The organism is Paenibacillus glufosinatiresistens, from assembly GCF_031470375.1.
In the GTDB taxonomy this organism is placed as follows: domain Bacteria; phylum Bacillota; class Bacilli; order Paenibacillales; family Paenibacillaceae; genus Paenibacillus_AQ; species Paenibacillus_AQ glufosinatiresistens.
Genome location: NZ_JAVFHT010000001.1, coordinates 444,950 through 461,476 on the forward strand (window position 1 = coordinate 444,950; position 16,527 = coordinate 461,476).

At 58.1% G+C, this 16,527-nt stretch carries 16 protein-coding genes; 12 read left to right on the forward strand and 4 right to left on the reverse strand.

The window, feature by feature from the left end:
- The first annotated feature begins 85 nt into the window (after positions 1–85).
- From RBI05_RS02020 to RBI05_RS02035, 4 genes are all read left to right on the forward strand, one after another.
- The gene (locus RBI05_RS02020) at positions 86–529 is read left to right on the forward strand and encodes a GNAT family N-acetyltransferase (protein ID WP_310549946.1); all 444 of its coding nucleotides are present in this window, start codon (positions 86–88) and stop codon (positions 527–529) included.
- 141 nt (positions 530–670) lie between these two features.
- Positions 671–907, forward strand: a complete 237-nt coding sequence (locus RBI05_RS02025; protein ID WP_310549947.1) for a DUF3892 domain-containing protein — start codon at positions 671–673, stop codon at positions 905–907.
- 153 nt (positions 908–1,060) lie between these two features.
- Positions 1,061–1,621, forward strand: a complete 561-nt coding sequence (locus RBI05_RS02030) for a copper amine oxidase (protein ID WP_310549948.1) — start codon at positions 1,061–1,063, stop codon at positions 1,619–1,621.
- Between the two features lie 79 nt (positions 1,622–1,700).
- Positions 1,701–2,027 (forward strand): DUF1292 domain-containing protein, encoded by a 327-nt coding sequence (locus tag RBI05_RS02035; protein ID WP_150458364.1) that lies wholly within the window; start codon positions 1,701–1,703, stop codon positions 2,025–2,027.
- A 261-nt stretch (positions 2,028–2,288) separates the two neighbouring features.
- Here RBI05_RS02035 and RBI05_RS02040 read toward each other — a convergent pair whose 3' ends face one another.
- Positions 2,289–3,764 carry an aminotransferase class I/II-fold pyridoxal phosphate-dependent enzyme gene (locus RBI05_RS02040; protein ID WP_150458365.1) on the reverse strand — a complete coding sequence of 492 codons (1,476 nt, stop codon included), beginning with the start codon at positions 3,762–3,764 and terminating at the stop codon, positions 2,289–2,291.
- Between the two features lie 89 nt (positions 3,765–3,853).
- Between RBI05_RS02040 and RBI05_RS02045 the strand changes: the two genes are divergently transcribed.
- Positions 3,854–5,146 (forward strand): MFS transporter, encoded by a 1,293-nt coding sequence (locus tag RBI05_RS02045; RefSeq protein WP_310549949.1) that lies wholly within the window; start codon positions 3,854–3,856, stop codon positions 5,144–5,146.
- 129 nt (positions 5,147–5,275) lie between these two features.
- Here the strand turns inward: RBI05_RS02045 and RBI05_RS02050 are convergent, their stop codons facing one another.
- Positions 5,276–5,899: a DUF1054 domain-containing protein gene (locus RBI05_RS02050; protein ID WP_310549950.1), complete on the reverse strand. Its 624-nt coding sequence runs from the start codon at positions 5,897–5,899 to the stop codon at positions 5,276–5,278.
- A 187-nt stretch (positions 5,900–6,086) separates the two neighbouring features.
- On the opposite strand from RBI05_RS02050, the gene RBI05_RS02055 reads away from it, so the two are divergent.
- From RBI05_RS02055 to RBI05_RS02065, 3 genes are all read left to right on the forward strand, one after another.
- A complete protein-coding gene (locus RBI05_RS02055; protein ID WP_310549951.1) occupies positions 6,087–6,683 on the forward strand; it encodes a hypothetical protein in 597 nt (198 codons plus the stop codon).
- Positions 6,684–6,885: 202 nt separating this feature from the next.
- Positions 6,886–8,310, forward strand: coding sequence for an NADP-dependent phosphogluconate dehydrogenase (gene gndA, locus RBI05_RS02060; protein WP_150458368.1), 1,425 nt, complete (start codon positions 6,886–6,888; stop codon positions 8,308–8,310).
- A gap of 216 nt (positions 8,311–8,526) precedes the next feature.
- Positions 8,527–9,066, forward strand: coding sequence for a shikimate kinase (locus tag RBI05_RS02065; RefSeq protein ID WP_310549952.1), 540 nt, complete (start codon positions 8,527–8,529; stop codon positions 9,064–9,066).
- A gap of 6 nt (positions 9,067–9,072) precedes the next feature.
- On the opposite strand, the gene RBI05_RS02070 is transcribed toward RBI05_RS02065, so the two are convergent.
- Positions 9,073–9,378: a rhodanese-like domain-containing protein gene (locus RBI05_RS02070; protein ID WP_150458370.1), complete on the reverse strand. Its 306-nt coding sequence runs from the start codon at positions 9,376–9,378 to the stop codon at positions 9,073–9,075.
- 75 nt (positions 9,379–9,453) lie between these two features.
- Between RBI05_RS02070 and aroA the strand changes: the two genes are divergently transcribed.
- From aroA to ptsP, 4 genes are all read left to right on the forward strand, one after another.
- Positions 9,454–10,746, forward strand: a complete 1,293-nt coding sequence (aroA, locus tag RBI05_RS02075; protein ID WP_310549953.1) for a 3-phosphoshikimate 1-carboxyvinyltransferase — start codon at positions 9,454–9,456, stop codon at positions 10,744–10,746.
- Between the two features lie 35 nt (positions 10,747–10,781).
- A complete protein-coding gene (locus tag RBI05_RS02080) occupies positions 10,782–11,216 on the forward strand; it encodes a CoA-binding protein (protein ID WP_310549954.1) in 435 nt (144 codons plus the stop codon).
- Positions 11,217–11,364: 148 nt separating this feature from the next.
- Positions 11,365–13,245, forward strand: coding sequence for a glucose PTS transporter subunit IIA (locus tag RBI05_RS02085; protein WP_150458373.1), 1,881 nt, complete (start codon positions 11,365–11,367; stop codon positions 13,243–13,245).
- Entirely contained in the window at positions 13,242–14,990 is a 1,749-nt protein-coding gene (ptsP, locus tag RBI05_RS02090; protein WP_310549955.1) for a phosphoenolpyruvate--protein phosphotransferase, read from the forward strand. The genes RBI05_RS02085 and ptsP overlap by 4 nt, the downstream gene beginning before the upstream one ends.
- Before the next feature lie 132 nt (positions 14,991–15,122).
- On the opposite strand, the gene RBI05_RS02095 is transcribed toward ptsP, so the two are convergent.
- The gene (locus RBI05_RS02095) at positions 15,123–16,526 is read right to left on the reverse strand and encodes a lipopolysaccharide biosynthesis protein (RefSeq protein WP_310549956.1); all 1,404 of its coding nucleotides are present in this window, start codon (positions 16,524–16,526) and stop codon (positions 15,123–15,125) included.
- Position 16,527 lies beyond the last annotated feature (1 nt).

The following is a 16,527-nucleotide window of genomic DNA, read 5'->3' on the forward strand; positions in this document are numbered from 1 at the left end:
GCTGTACAGCCGCGGGACACTTCGGGTATAATAGCTGGCATATTGCCGCCCTGGCGGCATGCGGACTATAGAGAGGGAGAGACAGATGGCAGCAGAGATTATACGAATTCAGACGGAAGAGCAGCTTCGGCAGGCTCTGGATATTCGGATCAAGGTATTTGTAGAGGAACAGCAGGTTCCGCAGGAAGAAGAAGTCGACGAATATGACCGGCTGGATGCGAAGGCTCATCACCTGCTTATTGTCGAGCAGGGAGTGCCCGTTGCGACCGGCCGTCTGACTTATTACCGCGAAGGCACCGCCAAGATGCAGCGGATTGCCGTCCTGAAGGAATATCGGAGCGGAGGCTATGGCCGGGTGCTTATGCTGGCCCTCGAAGAGCTGGCGAGAGAGCTGGGTCTGACTTCATCCGTGCTGGACGGTCAGTGTCAGGCGGAGCCATTCTACCGGAAGCTCGGTTACGAGGTCATTTCCAAAGAGCCGTTCTACGACGCGGGCATTCTCCATGTCCGCATGCAGAAGGAACTGTAAGTGCACTGAGTGGCGCTTAAGACCTTTTGCTTCGCTTCTGTGGCCGCGAGTTTCGTCGCTGTGCATAGCCCTCCCCGCTCCCGAGCACGATAAGAAGGCCGGTCAAGGCAATTTACCAAGAGTCCAAGGAGGCAGCGGAGAATGGCGGATAGACAGCGGGAACAGTTCGAAGCGGTTCAAAAGAACGGCGACGGGGATCTGACCGCCTTTCGCACAACGGAAGGTCGCGTCCTGAGCTATGAGCAGGCGCTGGAGGAAGTCCGGGCAGGCCGCATTGCCGGCGTGAACGTGTTCAAGGGGAGGGACGGCGCGCCGCATATCCGGGGCGATGCCGACGGCGACCCTTCCAACAACCTGGACCAGCTTCCAATCTTTTGAACAGGACTGCTAAGTTTTTCATGGCCTTCCGTATATCGGAAGGACTATTCGTGTCTATGCAAAAAAAGTTGAAAATGTTGCCTGTGTTACCGCAACTTGCCCCTTCCCCGTTAGTATATATTAACAGCATGAATTAGTATGGAGGGGCGGGCTATGATAAAGAAAACGTGGAAGAGAATCGCGCTGTGCGTGTGCGTCTTTTCCCTGATGGGCGGATCGCTGCTGTTCGCGGATTCGGTCACCCAGAAGATTCGGGTATGGAATAACGGCAAGGAGCTTGCCGACGGCGGCTATCTGATTGACGGCAAAACCTACATACCGGCTAGAGCGGCCGGAGGGCTCGTCTCCTGGGACAACTCGGGCCGCGTGACGATCGTCAAGCCGAATGTGGATATTATCCTGCTGAACGGCGACAAATTGTTCGGCAATGTCAACGCCGGCAAGCTGAAGTTGAAGGTGCTGTGCCAGGTCGACAGTCTGGCGGCCCCAGTATCGGCCGTCAAGGTAACGATTAGCGACCCGTCAGGCAACGAGAAAGACCTCGGCAGCGATCAGGACGGTTCGCAGAAGGACAATTTCTGGTTCGCCACCAAAGAGACAACTTATGATTTCAAAGAAAGCGGCGGCAAATATACAATCAGCTTCTATATGAAGGGACTGCGCGACAGCGACTATACGCTGATTGCGGAGAAGGTCGTTACCGTTCTGAATTAAGAGGTTCCAAAATTGACCTGCTTCGTCCTGCGTGGTACGATACCGGAGTAGGATATTTCAATTAAAGCGAGGTATTTCAATGAGCGATCACAAACATGAGCATGGCCATGAACATGGCGAAGCATGCGGCTGCGGACATGATCACGACCATGAGCACGAGGAGTTTGTGCTGACTCTGACCAACGAGCAGGGTGAAGACGTGGAGATGGTGCTGGTCGAAACGTTCGATGTGGGCGAGAAGCTGTACGCGCTGCTGCTGGAGCGCGAGAATCCGGAAGCCGACGGCATCATTCTGCGGATGGAAGAAGAAGACGAAGAAATGGTGCTCTACAATATTGAAGACGAAGCAGAATGGAAGGCCGTGGAAGAGGCCTACAACCAGCTGCTTGCTTCTTCCCAGGAATAAGAGAGGGCTTCGGGCATGGGGGACAAGCTTCGGCTTCTCCTGACCCATTTCCCTTCCGTGTTCCATATAGCCCGGTATCTCTGGAAGGAGGTGCCGGGTTTTTTGAGCTGCGTTGGGAGGAAGCGGATACCCTCTCGCCACGGACTCGGAGCAGCAAGCGTATGGCAAGCGCCAAAAAAAAGCGCCTCCCGCAGGAGACGCTTGGGTGTATGGGGAGACCATGCGGCCGGGCCGCTTAGCTGAAGGCGCAGCGCCTTCGGTTCAGAAGATGGGTTCGGCTTCAACGATGACCTTGACGTTCGTAATGCTGCGGTCTTCCGGACCTTTGACCGGCAAGCCGATCTCGACATGGTCCAGAATATAGTCGATGTTGTCCTGAGTAATGACTTCCCCCGGCAGCAGAATCGGAATGCCCGGCGGGTATACATAGATAAACTCGGCAATAATCCGGTCGGCGGATTCCTTAAACGGAACCAGTTCCGTATCGGCATAGAAGGCATCGCGCGGAATCAGCGCGAGCTGCGGAATTTCGGGTACCTGAACCTTCAATTCGTAGATATCGCCCTTGCCGTAATTGACGGCCGACATGACCCGGAGCGCGGAGAGCAGTTTGTCTACTGTGGTCTTGGTATCTCCCGGCGTAATCAGGCAAAGAATGTTATACATATCGCTCATTTCGACTTCGATATTGTGTTTGTCCCGCAGCCAGTTCTCCGCTTCCCAGCCGGTAATGCCGAGATGGCGGACGTGAATGCTCAACTTGGTCGGGTCCAGATCATAGGTGGCTTCGGTTCCGAGAATCTCGTTGCCGAAGCTGTACAGGCCGTCGATCTCATTGATCGCTTCCCGGGCGTAGCGGGCAAGCTGGATGCACTGCTCCGCCATATCGTGGCCGTTCAGGGCAAGGTTGCGTCTGGACGCGTCCAGCGAAGCCAGCAAGATGTAGGAAGTGGAGGTTGTGGTCAGCATGCTCAACATCGTCTGAACGCGCTGCGGATTCACAAGTCCCGTCTTGGCGTTAAGATTGAGTACCGAGCTCTGGGTCATGGAGCCGCCGAGCTTGTGGACGCTCGTCGCCGCCATATCGGCTCCGGCCTGCATGGCCGACATCGGCAGTTCCTCGTGGAAGTGAATCAGCACGCCGTGCGCTTCGTCCACGAGTACGGGGACGCCGTAGCTGTGCGCCAGCTCGACAATCGACCGCAGATCGGCACAGACGCCGAAGTAAGTCGGGTTGATTACGAGAACGCCTTTGGCATCGGGATGGCGCTGCAGCGCTCTTTTGAGGGAGCTGGTCGTAATGCCGTGGTCGATTCCGAGATTCTCGTCCTGGACGGGCGAGACGAAGATGGGCTTGGCGCCCGAGAAGATAATGGCAGACATAACGGATTTATGGACGTTGCGGGGCACGATGATCTTGTCTCCAGGCGAACATACGGATAAAATCATCGTCATAATGGCACCGCTCGTGCCTTGGACGCTGAAGTAGGTGTAATCGGCGCCGAAGGCTTCGGCCGCCAGATTCTGGGCCTGCGCGATGACGCCTTTGGGCTGATGCAGGTCGTCTAGGGGCGCAATGTTGATCAGATCTATGGAAAGGGCGTTGTCGCCGATGAATTCACGGAATTCCGGATCGGTCCCTTGGCCTTTTTTATGACCTGGAATGTGAAACTGCACCGGGTTTCCGGCGGCATGTTTTTTCAGAGCGGTGAAGAGAGGGGTAAGCGATTGGTCCATTAATACTCCCACAACCTTTCCTAAGTGAAGTCGCAAACAAAATTGAGTATAACAAAACCATCACCATATTACTAGGATGTGATCGAAACGTGTCGAAACCCGAGCAACGCATGCATATTCGCCTCTCGTCGCCGTTCATGCTGGAGATGTGGGTGATTATTTTTCTGGTCGAATTCGTCAAAGGTTCCCTGCTGGTTGCCCTCCTGCCGGTTTATATGGAGCATACGCTGAACCTGTCGGTAACGGTGGTCGGCTTTGCCTTCGCCCTCCAATATCTCGGCGACAATCTGTTCCGCGGGCCGTCCGGCTGGCTGCTGGAACGCGTGGGCTACCGCTGGACGATGGCGGGTGCGCTTATATTAATTGTAGCAGCGGTCGCCATTATTATTTACGCGGATAATGCGCCCATGCTGAGTCTGGCCTGCCTAATTCTGGGGATCGGCACTTCGCCGCTGTGGCCCTGCGTCATGACCGGCATTACCGAGCTGGCGGGCTCCACGACAAGCGGCAGCAGCGGCGCCGCCATGGGCTCCGTGGAAATGGCTTCGCTGGCGGGAACGGGCATCGGGCCGATTACGGTCAATTTCCTGATGGACCACGGCCATCAGGGGTACCGCGGCGCGTTCTATCTTCTTCTGGCCGTAGCAGCAGCCGTCGTACTCGTCTCGATGCTGCTTCCCGCGAGAATCGGACGAGGCGTCCACTCCGTTACCCGCGGCGGAGAGCCCAAACGCGAGGCGGCTCCGGCGGCGGAGCCCGGCGTCCGCCGCTCCTTCCTGGCGGGCCTTGGCCATACGCTGCGTCAGGTTCGGGTCAGCCGGCTGCTGTATCCGGCGCTGTTCCTGCAGGCTTTTGCCATCGGTCTGATGACGCCGGTCGTCACGCTGTTCGCCCGGTCCGAACTGCATCTGTCGCCGACCATGTTCAATGTGCTGCTGATCGCCGGAGGAGGCGTGACGGTTATCGCGCTGATCCCCGCCGGCCGTCTCGTGGACCGCATCGGCACCTCGGCGTTCCTGAACATCGGCTTCCTGCTGGCCGCTTTCTCGCTGACGTTCTTCTCGCAGGTGCGCTTCCTGCCCCTGGTATTCGTGGCGGTGGCCCTTGTCGGCGTCAGCTATGCGTTCATTCTGCCGGCCTGGAACGCGTTCGTAGCCAAGCAGGTGCCCGAGAGCGAGCGCGGTACGGTCTGGGGGCTCTTCCTGACGCTTCAGGGCTCCGGCATGGTCTTCGGCCCGATCGTGTCCGGACGCCTGTGGGACCGGGTTGGACACTGGGTGCCGTTCTTTGCGAGTGCGCTCGTCATGCTCTGTCTCTTCGCGCTGCATCTGGTGATTGTCCGGCGGACGGCGCAGAAGCGCCTGGCCGCAGAAGCGGGCTAGAAGAGGTCTGGAAGCGGGTGGAAGAGGGCCGGCGCGGCTGCCGGTTCCCGACGCAAGGCGAAGAGCCGTTCAGGAGAAATCCTGGAACGGCTCTTTTTGATGTGTCCGGGGCTTAGGTCCCGCCTCCCGCTAGAAGGCCATCTTGTACAGCGGAAGGAGCGTGCGGAAGGTGTCCTGAATAACGCCGGTCAGCTTCTGCCCGTCTGCCAGCACCGGGTCGCCCGCCTCGATTCGCAGTCCGCAAGTAACCTCGGCTTTCTTGACCTCTTTGAGCCGGCGCGCCAGCCCGGCCAGCCGCTCCGCGTCCATCTCGGCGTGGGGCGTGCCCGAAGGGTCCAGATGGTCGGTGGACCAGAAGTAGCTCCCCGGAAGCTCCCGCAGCACGCTGCCCGATTCCCGAAGCAGGGCGTCCGCCAGAATGTCCTTGTTGCCGCTCTCGTAGATCACGGCGAAGACGATGAAGAGATGGCTGCGGAACATGCCGGTCTGGAAATGGGGAAGCGCCTTGTAGCCCCGCTTGGAAGGTCCCCAAGCCACCCAGGTGTCGGCCGGAGGGTGAATGGTGCGGCGGGCGTGCTTGGCGACATGGGGGAACATCTCTTCCCCCGTAAGCTCGGTCAAATAAGGGGCAAGCTCGTCTCCGAGCGCCGTCAGTTTGGGACGGACCCTCTCAATTAAAGCCTCCATGCGCGGCTCAAGGCCGCCGATATCGAACACTTCAAAGTCTGCCGGTTGGAATCCGCTAAAAGTCATGGTTATGGTCTCCTCGTATAGGTTGGTCCCCCGGGCCCAGAGCCCCAAAGAGTTCCAAATCCGGAATGAAGCGTTTGGGAGACCCGGGGGGAGGGTAAAAATAGTCAATAAACCAAGTTACCGCTACATAAACTGAAGTATAAAATAGAACCAGGATATCCGGCAAATGGCCTGAGGAGGGAGCGCCGTGAACAAGAACGACGAAGTGGAATACTGCAACCTGGAGCTCCGTTTTGAGCGGGATCATCTCCAGAACCTGATCCGAGATCTGATTCGGGACGGCTATTCCTTATATTGGAGCGAGAACGAACAATTATTCGTCATTTCGGTGCGGACGGGACGCAAGCTGATCAAGCTGCGCTTCCAGCGGATCGACGACGGCTACAAGCTGGTGGGCGATTATATGATCCGCGACGCGAAGCTGTCGGAACGGATGGAGAAGCTGATCGGCGATATGCGCGGGCATGCCGTCGTGAAACGTTTTCGCGACCGCCAGATCATCATCGAGAACATTCTCTTCGGCGAGGTAATCCGGCTCGTGGAGATTTCGGGCTACCAGCAGCGGGTTATCTATCAGAAGGGACCGCTTCTGTCGGATCACGAAATTACGAAGCTGTTCTATTCGGGTCTCGGCGAAGAGCGGATCGCGGAATGCCGCCGTGAAGTGGACGATGAACTGGACCGTCTGAACGCGGCTCTGCAGCGCGAGGACAGAGAGGAAGCGGAGACCTGCAAGCAGCGGCTCCAGGAGCTGACGCAGCGGCTCAGCGTACTGGAATGGTAGCGGAAGGCAAGCGTTCCGGGCACCTCTTGAGACAAGAGGTGCCTTCATTTTGCGGGCGAAGGACCCGGGGGGTTCACTTTCCCGCGCAAAAACGTTAGAATAGAACCGTTGCGATTCAATTTCGGCGGTCGGCATTTTGTCAATGAAATTGATCTCTGTGCATGGCTTAACCAAATATACAGGGCAAAGGGTGGAGAACCAGATGTCAAAACAACAAATCGGCGTTATCGGCCTTGCGGTAATGGGCAAGAACTTGGCGCTGAACATCGAGAGCAGAGGTTTTAGCGTATCCGTATTCAACCGTTCCCCGGAGAAGACGCATGATCTTCTCGGCGAGGCCGCCGGCAAGAACCTGCACGGCACGTTCTCGATTGAGGAATTCGTGCAATCCCTGGAAACGCCGCGCCGCATTCTGATTATGGTCCAGGCCGGCAAAGCGACCGACGCCACAATCGAGCAGCTCGTTCCGCATCTGGATCAGGGCGACATCATCATCGACGGCGGCAACGCCTACTTCCCTGACACAATTCGCCGCAACAAGGAACTTGAAGCCCAGGGCTTCCGCTTCATCGGTGCCGGCGTATCCGGCGGCGAGGAAGGCGCGCTCAAAGGACCGTCGATCATGCCGGGCGGACAGGAAAGCGCCTATGAACTGGTTGAACCGATCCTGACGGCCATTTCGGCCAAAGTGGACGGCGAACCTTGCTGTACATATATCGGGCCCGACGGCGCCGGACACTATGTGAAGATGGTGCACAACGGCATCGAGTACGGCGACATGCAGCTGATCTGCGAAGCGTACCAGCTGCTGAAGGACGTTGTCGGCCTGGATGAGAAAGAACTGCACGCCACGTTCGCGGAATGGAACGAAGGCGAACTCGACAGCTACCTGATCGAGATTACGAAGGATATCTTCGCCCAGTACGACAAGGAGACCGGCAAGCCGATGGTGGATGTCATTCTCGACGCCGCCGGCCAGAAGGGCACCGGCAAGTGGACAAGCCAGAGCTCGCTTGATCTCGGCGTGCCGCTGTCCATGATTACGGAATCCGTCTTTTCCCGTTTCCTGTCCGCCATGAAGGAAGAGCGTGTGGCTGCGAGCAAGGTGCTCTCCGGTCCTGCAGCTGAACCGTTCGCCGGCGACAAGAAGGCGTTCATCGAGAACGTCCGCAGAGCGCTGTTCGCCAGCAAAATCGTATCCTACGCCCAGGGCTTCGCCCAGCTCCGCGTCGCTTCCGACGAGTACGGCTGGAACCTGAAATACGGCAGCCTGGCGAAGATCTGGCGCGGCGGCTGCATCATCCGCTCGCAGTTCCTGCACAACATCACGGAAGCTTATGAGAAGAATCCGGAACTCAAGAACCTGATGCTTGATCCGTACTTCAAGAATATTATGACGAACTACCAGGACGCATGGCGTACGGTAGTAGCCGAAGCCGTCAAGCGCGGCATTCCGGTGCCGGGCTTCTCGAGCGCGCTGGCGTACTACGACAGCTACCGCACCGAGCGTCTGCCGGCGAACCTCTTGCAGGCCCAGCGCGATTACTTCGGCGCGCACACCTTCAAGCGCGTGGACAAGGAAGGCGTCTTCCATCACGACTGGATCGCCGAAGCTTCGGCCGAGTAATCCATTATATTCAAGTGGCGGACGAACGGCCGCTTGAAGACAGGAACGGGCCCGGGAATGCCGAATGCGGCGTTTCCGGGCTTTTGGCCTGTCCGGGAGAAGGAAGATGCGGCTCCCTGCAAGAGAACGGCGGAACTCGTTGTGCCTGGTGCAAGAGCATGTTAGAATAGGTGAAAAGTTAGGCCAAGACGGGCAGCAGGGGTTGAGAGAACGAAGATGGCAGAGAGCAGCAGCGGTCCCAACCTGATCCTGATCGGGATGATGGGGACCGGCAAATCAACCGTCGGGCAGTTGTTGGCCCGGGAGTTAAACTTCCGGTTACTCGATCTGGATGAACGGGTTGAGGAGCAGGAAGGGCGAAGCATTCCGGAGATTTTTGCACGGGGAGGCGAGGAAGAATTCCGGCGGATCGAATCGCGCGAGCTTCTTCTGGCGCTTCGGGAGAAGGAATTGGTCCTATCGACAGGCGGAGGGGCTGTTCTTGCGCCCGGAAATGCGGAAGCGATGGGCAAGGGCGGATACGTGGCGGCGCTCACGGCAACGGCGGAGGAGCTGGTGAGCCGGGTCGGACAGGACCCGAATCGACCGCTGCTGGCGGGTGACGCCAGCGAGCGGATCCATCGGCTGCTGCGGGAGCGGGCCGGGGCGTACGGGTTCGCAGACTGCACGATTGATACAACGGGACGGAGCGCCGCGGAAGTGCGCGATTTAATTTTAATGCACTACCGCGGTTCAGTATTTAAGCGGAATTCCTGACGCGGATCAGATCGAGTCGTACCATCCGATCATACCGCCGCTGAGATTGGCGACGGAGCGGTATCCGTGATGGCTCAGGTATTCGCATACCCGCTGGCTGCGGGCGCCGGAGCGGCAGATGAAGACGATGGGCTCTTCCTGTCCAAGCTCCTGCGCGCGATCCGGAATATCGTTCATCGGAATATGTTCTGCGCCTTCAATCATGCCAAAGACGACTTCGTCGTCTTCGCGCACATCAATCAGGCGAAGCTTATCGCCGGCTTCCATTCTCCGGCGCAGTTCGTCCGGGGTGATTTGGGGTATGGCGTTCATGTCGGACACCTCCATTATTATTTAAAGTTCAAGCATTCCTGATTTTAATCGATAGCACAGAAGGGAGTCAAAATCATGGACGCTATTGTCAGACCGACCCCGGTCCTAAGCGGGGAAATCGGAGCGCTGTCATCCAAAAACTATACGACCCGCTATCTGCTGGTCGCGGCCTTGTCGGAAGGCACGAGCACCGTCTATTATCCGGCGCACAGCGAGGACAGCGACGCTGTCCGCCGCTGCATCGCAGATCTCGGAGCCGAGCTGCAGGAAGACGGCGAGAAGATCGTGATCAAGGGTTTCGGCCGCCATCCCAAGCCTGTCAAGGAACTGAACGTGGGCAACGCGGGCGCCGTCCTGCGCTTTCTGATGGCCGTAGCGGCCCTGTGTCCGGATGTTACCTTCGTCAATACATATCCCGATTCGCTCGGCAAGCGGCCGCATGACGATCTGATCGAGGCGCTGGGCCAGATGAACGTGGAGATTGAGCACAACGCAGGACGGCTGCCGATCCGCATCCGCGGCGGGCAGCCGCAGGGCGGACGCATCCGGGTCTCCGGCGAAGTCAGCTCGCAGTATCTTAGCGCACTGCTGTTCCTGACGCCGCTTCTGGAGGAAGACAGCGAGATTACCGTGACCGGCGATCTGAAATCCAAGGTCGTTGTCGGACAGACGCTGGAAGTGCTGGAACAGGCGGGCATCGTAATTCACGCGGCTGAGGATTACCTGTCCTTCCGGGTGCCGGGACGCCAATCCTATGCGGCCAAGACCTATACGGTTCAGGGGGATTATCCCGGGTCGGCCGCCGTGCTGGCGGCTGCGGCCGTAACGGAATCGGATGTGACCATTCATCGGCTGGCGGAGAACAGCCGCCAGGGAGAACGGGCTGTCGTCGATGTGCTGAGAATGATGGAGGTGCCGCTCACCCATGAGAACGGCACGGTTCATGTTCAGGGAACCGGCCGGCTGAAGGCGGTGGAATTTGACGGCGATGCCGCGACGGACGCGGTGCTGGCCATGGTTGCGGCAGCGGTCTTTGCGGAAGGCACATCCCGGTTCTATAATGTCGAGAACCTCCGCTACAAGGAGTGCGACCGCATTACGGACTACCTGGCCGAGCTGGCGAAGGCGGGAGCCCGGGTCGAGGAACGCCGGGACGAGATCATCGTTCACGGACGCCCCGAGGGCGTAGAAGGCGGAGTGACGATCAATGCGCATTACGATCACCGGGTCATTATGGCGCTGACCGTTGTAGGTCTGCGGTCCAAGGAGCCGCTTCTCATCAAGGACGCGCACCATGTCGCCAAGTCCTATCCGCAGTTCTTCGATCACCTGCGGACGCTTGGAGCACGGGTAGAGTGGGTAAATTAACAGCATATTCCACATAGAAGGAAGGAGATGGAATCATGCCTTTTGTCAACCCGGATCAGTATACCATCCGGGATATCCTGTCCGCTTCGCGAACCATTGCCGTCGTGGGCCTGTCCGACAAGACCGACCGGACGTCGTATATGGTAGCGGGAGCGATGCAGGCGGCCGGTTATCGGATCATTCCGGTCAACCCTGCGGCGGACGAAGGAAGCATCCTTGGAGAGAAGGTCTACGCGAAGCTTGAGGACATCCCGGAGCAGGTGGACATTGTCAATGTCTTCCGCAAGAGCGAGTACTGCCCGGAGATTGCCCGCCAGACGGTAGCCATGGGGGCGAAGGTCCTGTGGCTCCAGCAGGGGGTTCACAGTCTGGAGGCGGCCTTCATTGCGGAATCGAACGGACTGACTGTCATTATGGACCGCTGCATCAAGGTTGAAGAGGCGCTGACCCGGGCTCACCGGAACAGCTAGGCAACAACGGATTTATTAAGAGCAGCAAGGCCTCCCTGAGGCCGGACAGGACTCCTGTCCGGCCCTTTTTGACGTCCGGCAAAGCTCCTTTTGACAAAACCGGAGACAGCACGTACCATTCAGTATAGAAAGAAAGGAGCGATGGTCCTTGAATTGGCTCGGATCACTGCAGCAGCTGGGAAGAGCGATTATGCTTCCGACCATGGTGCTGCCCGCGGCGGCCATTCTGCTCAGTCTGGGCAGTCTGCCGTGGTCGAACTGGGGAATGTCCACGGTAGCCGAAGTCTCAACCTATGCGGGACAAGGCATCTTCTATTTCATGCCTTATCTGTTCGCGGTCGGGGTTGCCTGGGGCCTCTCCAACCAGGCCGGACCCGCCGGACTTGCCGCGCTGGCCGGTATGTTCACTTATGATCGGGTCGTGCTGCATCTGGGCGACGGAAGCGTGCAGCCGGCGACACTGATCGGCATCCTGCTCGGCATCGTAGCCGGCGTGGCCCATAACCGTTTCAAGCATATCAAGCTGCCGGAGGCGATTCAGTTCTTCGGCGGCTCTCGTTTTGTTCTGCTGTTCATGGGTCTGTTCTCCGCCCTGTTCGCCTGGGTCATGCTGGGAACGGCTCCGCTGCTGCAGGATGCGCTGGACGGATTGTTCCGGGTGGTGGACCGGTCCCAGGGAATCGGATTGTTTCTCTACGGAGTCCTGTACCGGGTGCTTACAGCGTTCGGCCTGCATCATATTCTGAACAATATCTTCTGGTTCCAGCTCGGCAATTACACGACGCCGGACGGCGCCGTGATTCAGGGCGATCTGCCGCGCTTCTTTGCTGGCGATCCGACGGCCGGAACGTTCATGGCCGGGCTGTTCCCCATCATGATGTTCGCCCTGCCGGCCATCGCATTTGCAATTATTCAGGAAGCCCGTGAAGACCTCAAGCCGAAGATCCGGAAGACCTTTGTCCGGGCGGCGCTGGTCTGCTTTCTGACCGGTGTATCGGAGCAGATCGAATTTGCCTTTCTGTTCGCTTCGCCCTATCTCTTTGCCGTCCATGCCGTGATGTCGGGTCTTGCAATGACCCTGACGGCCGCGCTGGGCATTCACCACGGCTTCTCCTACTCGGCGGGCGCGATTGACTTCTTCCTGAACCTGCATCTGTCCCGCCGGGCCTGGCTGCTGATTCCCATCGGCATCGGGTACGGAATCGTCTATTATCACTTGTTCCGCTGGGCCATCCGGCGGTTCCAGATCCCGACGCCGGGACGCGAGGAAGGCTCGGAGCTCGGCGACTGGGCCGGCAATATTCCCTACCAGGCGCCGCTTATTCTGCAGGCGCTCGGCGGCAAGGAGAATATCGTACAGGTTCAGGCCTGCATTACGCGGCTGCGGCTGACTGTCCGCAATGACCGGGAGATTGACACGGCCCAGCTCAAGAATCTGGGCTCGGCCGGCATCATCAAGCTGGGCGGAGGCAACGTTCAGGTCGTCTTCGGCACGTACTCCGAGCTGATTCGCGAAGAGATCGACAAGCTGCTGCTGCGGGATCTGCCGCAGGTTCTGTTCAGCGCTCCGGTTCAGGGCCGGATGCTGCCGATCGAGGACGTGCCGGACCATATTTTTGCGGCCAAGCTGGTCGGCGACGGCGTTGCTTTTATCCCGGAGAAGGGAGAGCTCGTCTCCCCGGTCTTCGGCAAGGTGATGCATATTTATCCCACCATGCACGCCATCGGAATTGCTACCCCGGAGGGAATTGAAGTGCTGATACATATCGGCATTGACACTTCCCAGCTCAAAGGTATGTTCGCCGCAGCCGTGGAGGCGGGGGACAATGTGGAGCCGGGCCAGCTTCTGATCACCTTCGATCTGGACGATCTGCGGGAGCATGCGGCTTCCCTGGCAACTCCAATGGTCATTACGAACCCGGAACGGGTCAAATCCTGGAGCTATGCTCCGTTCAAGAATGTCAGAAGAGGACAGTCCTCGGTCATGTCCGTAGTGCTGCACGAGAGCAATGGAGGGGTAGAATCATGATACAAGGGATAGGCGCCGCAACAGGGGTAGCCATCGGAAAGGCATTCGTCCTTCCCAACTGGGAATGGAGCATGCCGGAGACCCAGATCAATCCGGTGGATCTGGCTAAAGAATTTGAGCGTTTATACGAAGGGATTCGGACCTCGAAGGATGAGATCGAGTATATTAAGCGGGAATTCCGTGAAGTAGTCGGGCCTGAAGAATCCAGCATTTTTGACGCTCATCTCGCCATTCTGGATGATCCCGTGTTCATGAGCGAGATTCGGGGCATCATCGAGCGGCAGTACAAAGCTGCCGAGGTAGCGGTCAAGGAAGCGATCGACCATTTTGTAGCCATGTTCGATCTGCTGGACGACGAATATATGAAGGAGCGGGCAGTGGACATCAAGGATGTCGGCAACCGTCTGCTGAAGCATCTGCTGGGTGCGCCGGAAGTAACGCTGCCGTCCGATACCCGGCCCTATATCCTGGTTGCCAAAGAGCTGTCTCCTTCTCAGCTGGCCCACCTGAATCCGTCTTATGTGCTCGGGATCGTGACGATGATGGGCGGCAAGACCTCCCACTCCTCCATTATGGCCAGGGCGCTCGGCATTCCGCTGGTGGCCGGCCTGGAAGCCCAGGGAGATACGCCGATTCAGACGGGTGACCTCTTGGTCATCGACGGAGACTCGGGCATCGTCCAGCTTCAACCGGACGAGCAGACGCTGGAGCGCTACAAGGCAATCCGCGACAAGCAGCTTCGGAAGCGTCAGCAGCTGGAACTGCTCTCCACCGTTCAGGCGGTGACGAGAGACGGAGTGGCGCTGCGTCTCTCCGCCAATATCAGTTCGGTGAAGGAGCTGGATCTGGCTCTCAAATACGGGGCGGAGGGCGTCGGGTTGTTCCGCACCGAGTTCCTGTACATGGATCGCCAATCGTTCCCGACCGAGGATGAACAATATGAGGTATACAAGCAGGTGGCAGAGAAGGCCGGAGGCGGAAATGTGGTAATCCGGACGCTCGACATCGGCGGCGACAAGCATCTGGACTATTTCCCGCTGCCGGAGGAGATGAACCCGTTCCTCGGTTACCGCGCCATCCGCATTAGCCTGGACCGCAAGGATCTTTTCCGCACCCAGCTGGCTGCCATTCTGCGGGCCAGCGTTCACGGGCGGATCAAAGTGATGCTTCCCATGATCTCCTCGGTGGAAGAGGTGCTGGAAGCAAAGGCCATTCTGGCCGAGGTCAAGGAGGACCTGGACCGGCGCGGCATCCCCTACGATGCGGAGCTGCCTGTGGGCATAATGATTGAGGTTCCCGCCGCCGTCATGATCGCCGATCTGCTGGCGGCCGAGGTGGATTTCTTCAGTATCGGAACCAACGATCTGGTGCAGTACGTGCTGGCGGTGGACCGGATGAATGAACAGATTGCCCACATGTACCATCCGTATCATCCTGCGGTGCTCCGCATGATCCGGATGACCGTCGAAGCGGCAAAGTCTGCCGGCATCGGCATCAGCGTCTGCGGCGAGCTGGCCGGGGACGAACGGTCGCTGCCGATCTGGCTGGAGCTTGGCGTGTCCGATCTCAGCATGTCGCCGCAGTCGCTGCTGAAGGTGAAGCACCGGACGCTCAACACAGCCGCAGCCGAAGCCCGCGAGGTAGCAAGACGGTGCTTCTCGGGCAGACGGCGGGGCGAGAACGAAGCGCTCCTGACCGAGTTTCTGGACCGGTCCCGGCTGGATCGGGCGGTCAAGGAAGAGTAGATTCCTCCGACGCGCGGACGTAGAACGAAGCGCCGGTCCTGCGGACCGGCGACTGGAGAATGACGAGGCCGTCCCTAGCCATAGTATGGCTTTTGGGACGGCCTCGTTCTTTTACAACCGGAACGACTGGGTTCAGGCTGCCAGCTCGCGTCCGGCCATAAAGCCGCGGATGACCCGCAGCGAACCGGCAATCCGTCTGAAATGGAGAGCCACGTACACCAACAGAATCACGGCGTACAGGAGGAAGGAATAGGAGGAATTCTGGAACCAGGCGGTCCAGACAAAACCGGCAACGACGAGGGTTTCCGCAAGAAAAGCAGTCGCGGCAGGCAGCTTCAACAGTCTCAGTACCGAATACTCGGACAGCGTACACTTCAGCGCTGAGGCAAGCAGGATGGACAATACGGCCAGGTTGATGCTCTTCAGCAGAAACAGCGACACGAACGCCAGGATCGTGCTGAGTCCTAGTGACAGCATGTTCAAGCGAAGCATCCAGCCCTCGCGGCGGAGCGTCTTAAGAAAGGTGCTGACCAGAAGGGCCATTCGCCCTTCGTACAGGCACAGAGGGAACAGAATGGCGAGATAATCGAAAGTGTCTCCGTATTGAGGGAGCCAGTCCCGAAGAAGCAGCTTTACCGGCCAGTAGAGTGTCATGATGGCAAGCATGGTTCCCACAAATAGATGACGCACAGCAGAGTACAACTGGGGATAGCGCTGCTCGCTGCTTCTGCGCAGCAGCGGAAACAGTACAAGACTGACGGCGTTGACAAACAGCATGAGCAGGTTGGAGATGCTGAGGGTCAGCGAAACTTTGCCGAAGGTCGTAACATCCCATGTCCGCTCCATTCCAATGCGGATGATGCCGATATTGAGCATGCCCGCTAGATCGGCTGTCATGAGCTTGATGCCAGCCCTAATATTCTCGCCGATTTCCCTGAGATGAAACCGCAGCAGCCGTACATCCGTGCCGACGATGTCGCGGCAGCAGTAAGCGGCGTACAGCAGCGATACGAGCTTTCCGGCCAGATCGGCTGCAATCAGCGCCTTGTGGCTGCCCAACTGGGCAATCAGACTGCCAGCGATCAGCAGGCAGTACAGCAGCCGGTCCAGGATATTGGATTTGGCGTGCTCCTCCATCCGGTTGGTAGCCAGCATCGTATAGTGCAAAAAAGCTCTAGTATTGGTAAGGAACATGCAGACCAGAACAGCATGAAGAATAAAGGGATCGTCAGTGCGGTTAAATAAGGCATATAAGACAGCAGATCCGCCCAAGACGGCCTGAAACAAAATCATGGTGTAGAATTGGGAAGCAAATCGCGGTTTGTCGAGATCCCGGTACTCCCGGCCGCCGTAGCGAAGATAAATACCGTCGTTCCAGCCGAAGTTTGCAAGAAACACATAGGAGGAATAGAAGAAATACAGCTGAAAGTAACTGTATTCGGTCACACCGATAAATTTCGGGATAATCAGGATGACCAGAGTGGAGATGAACAGCGAAATGGCGTTGGAAGCCATAGTGTAATATATATTCTTCATC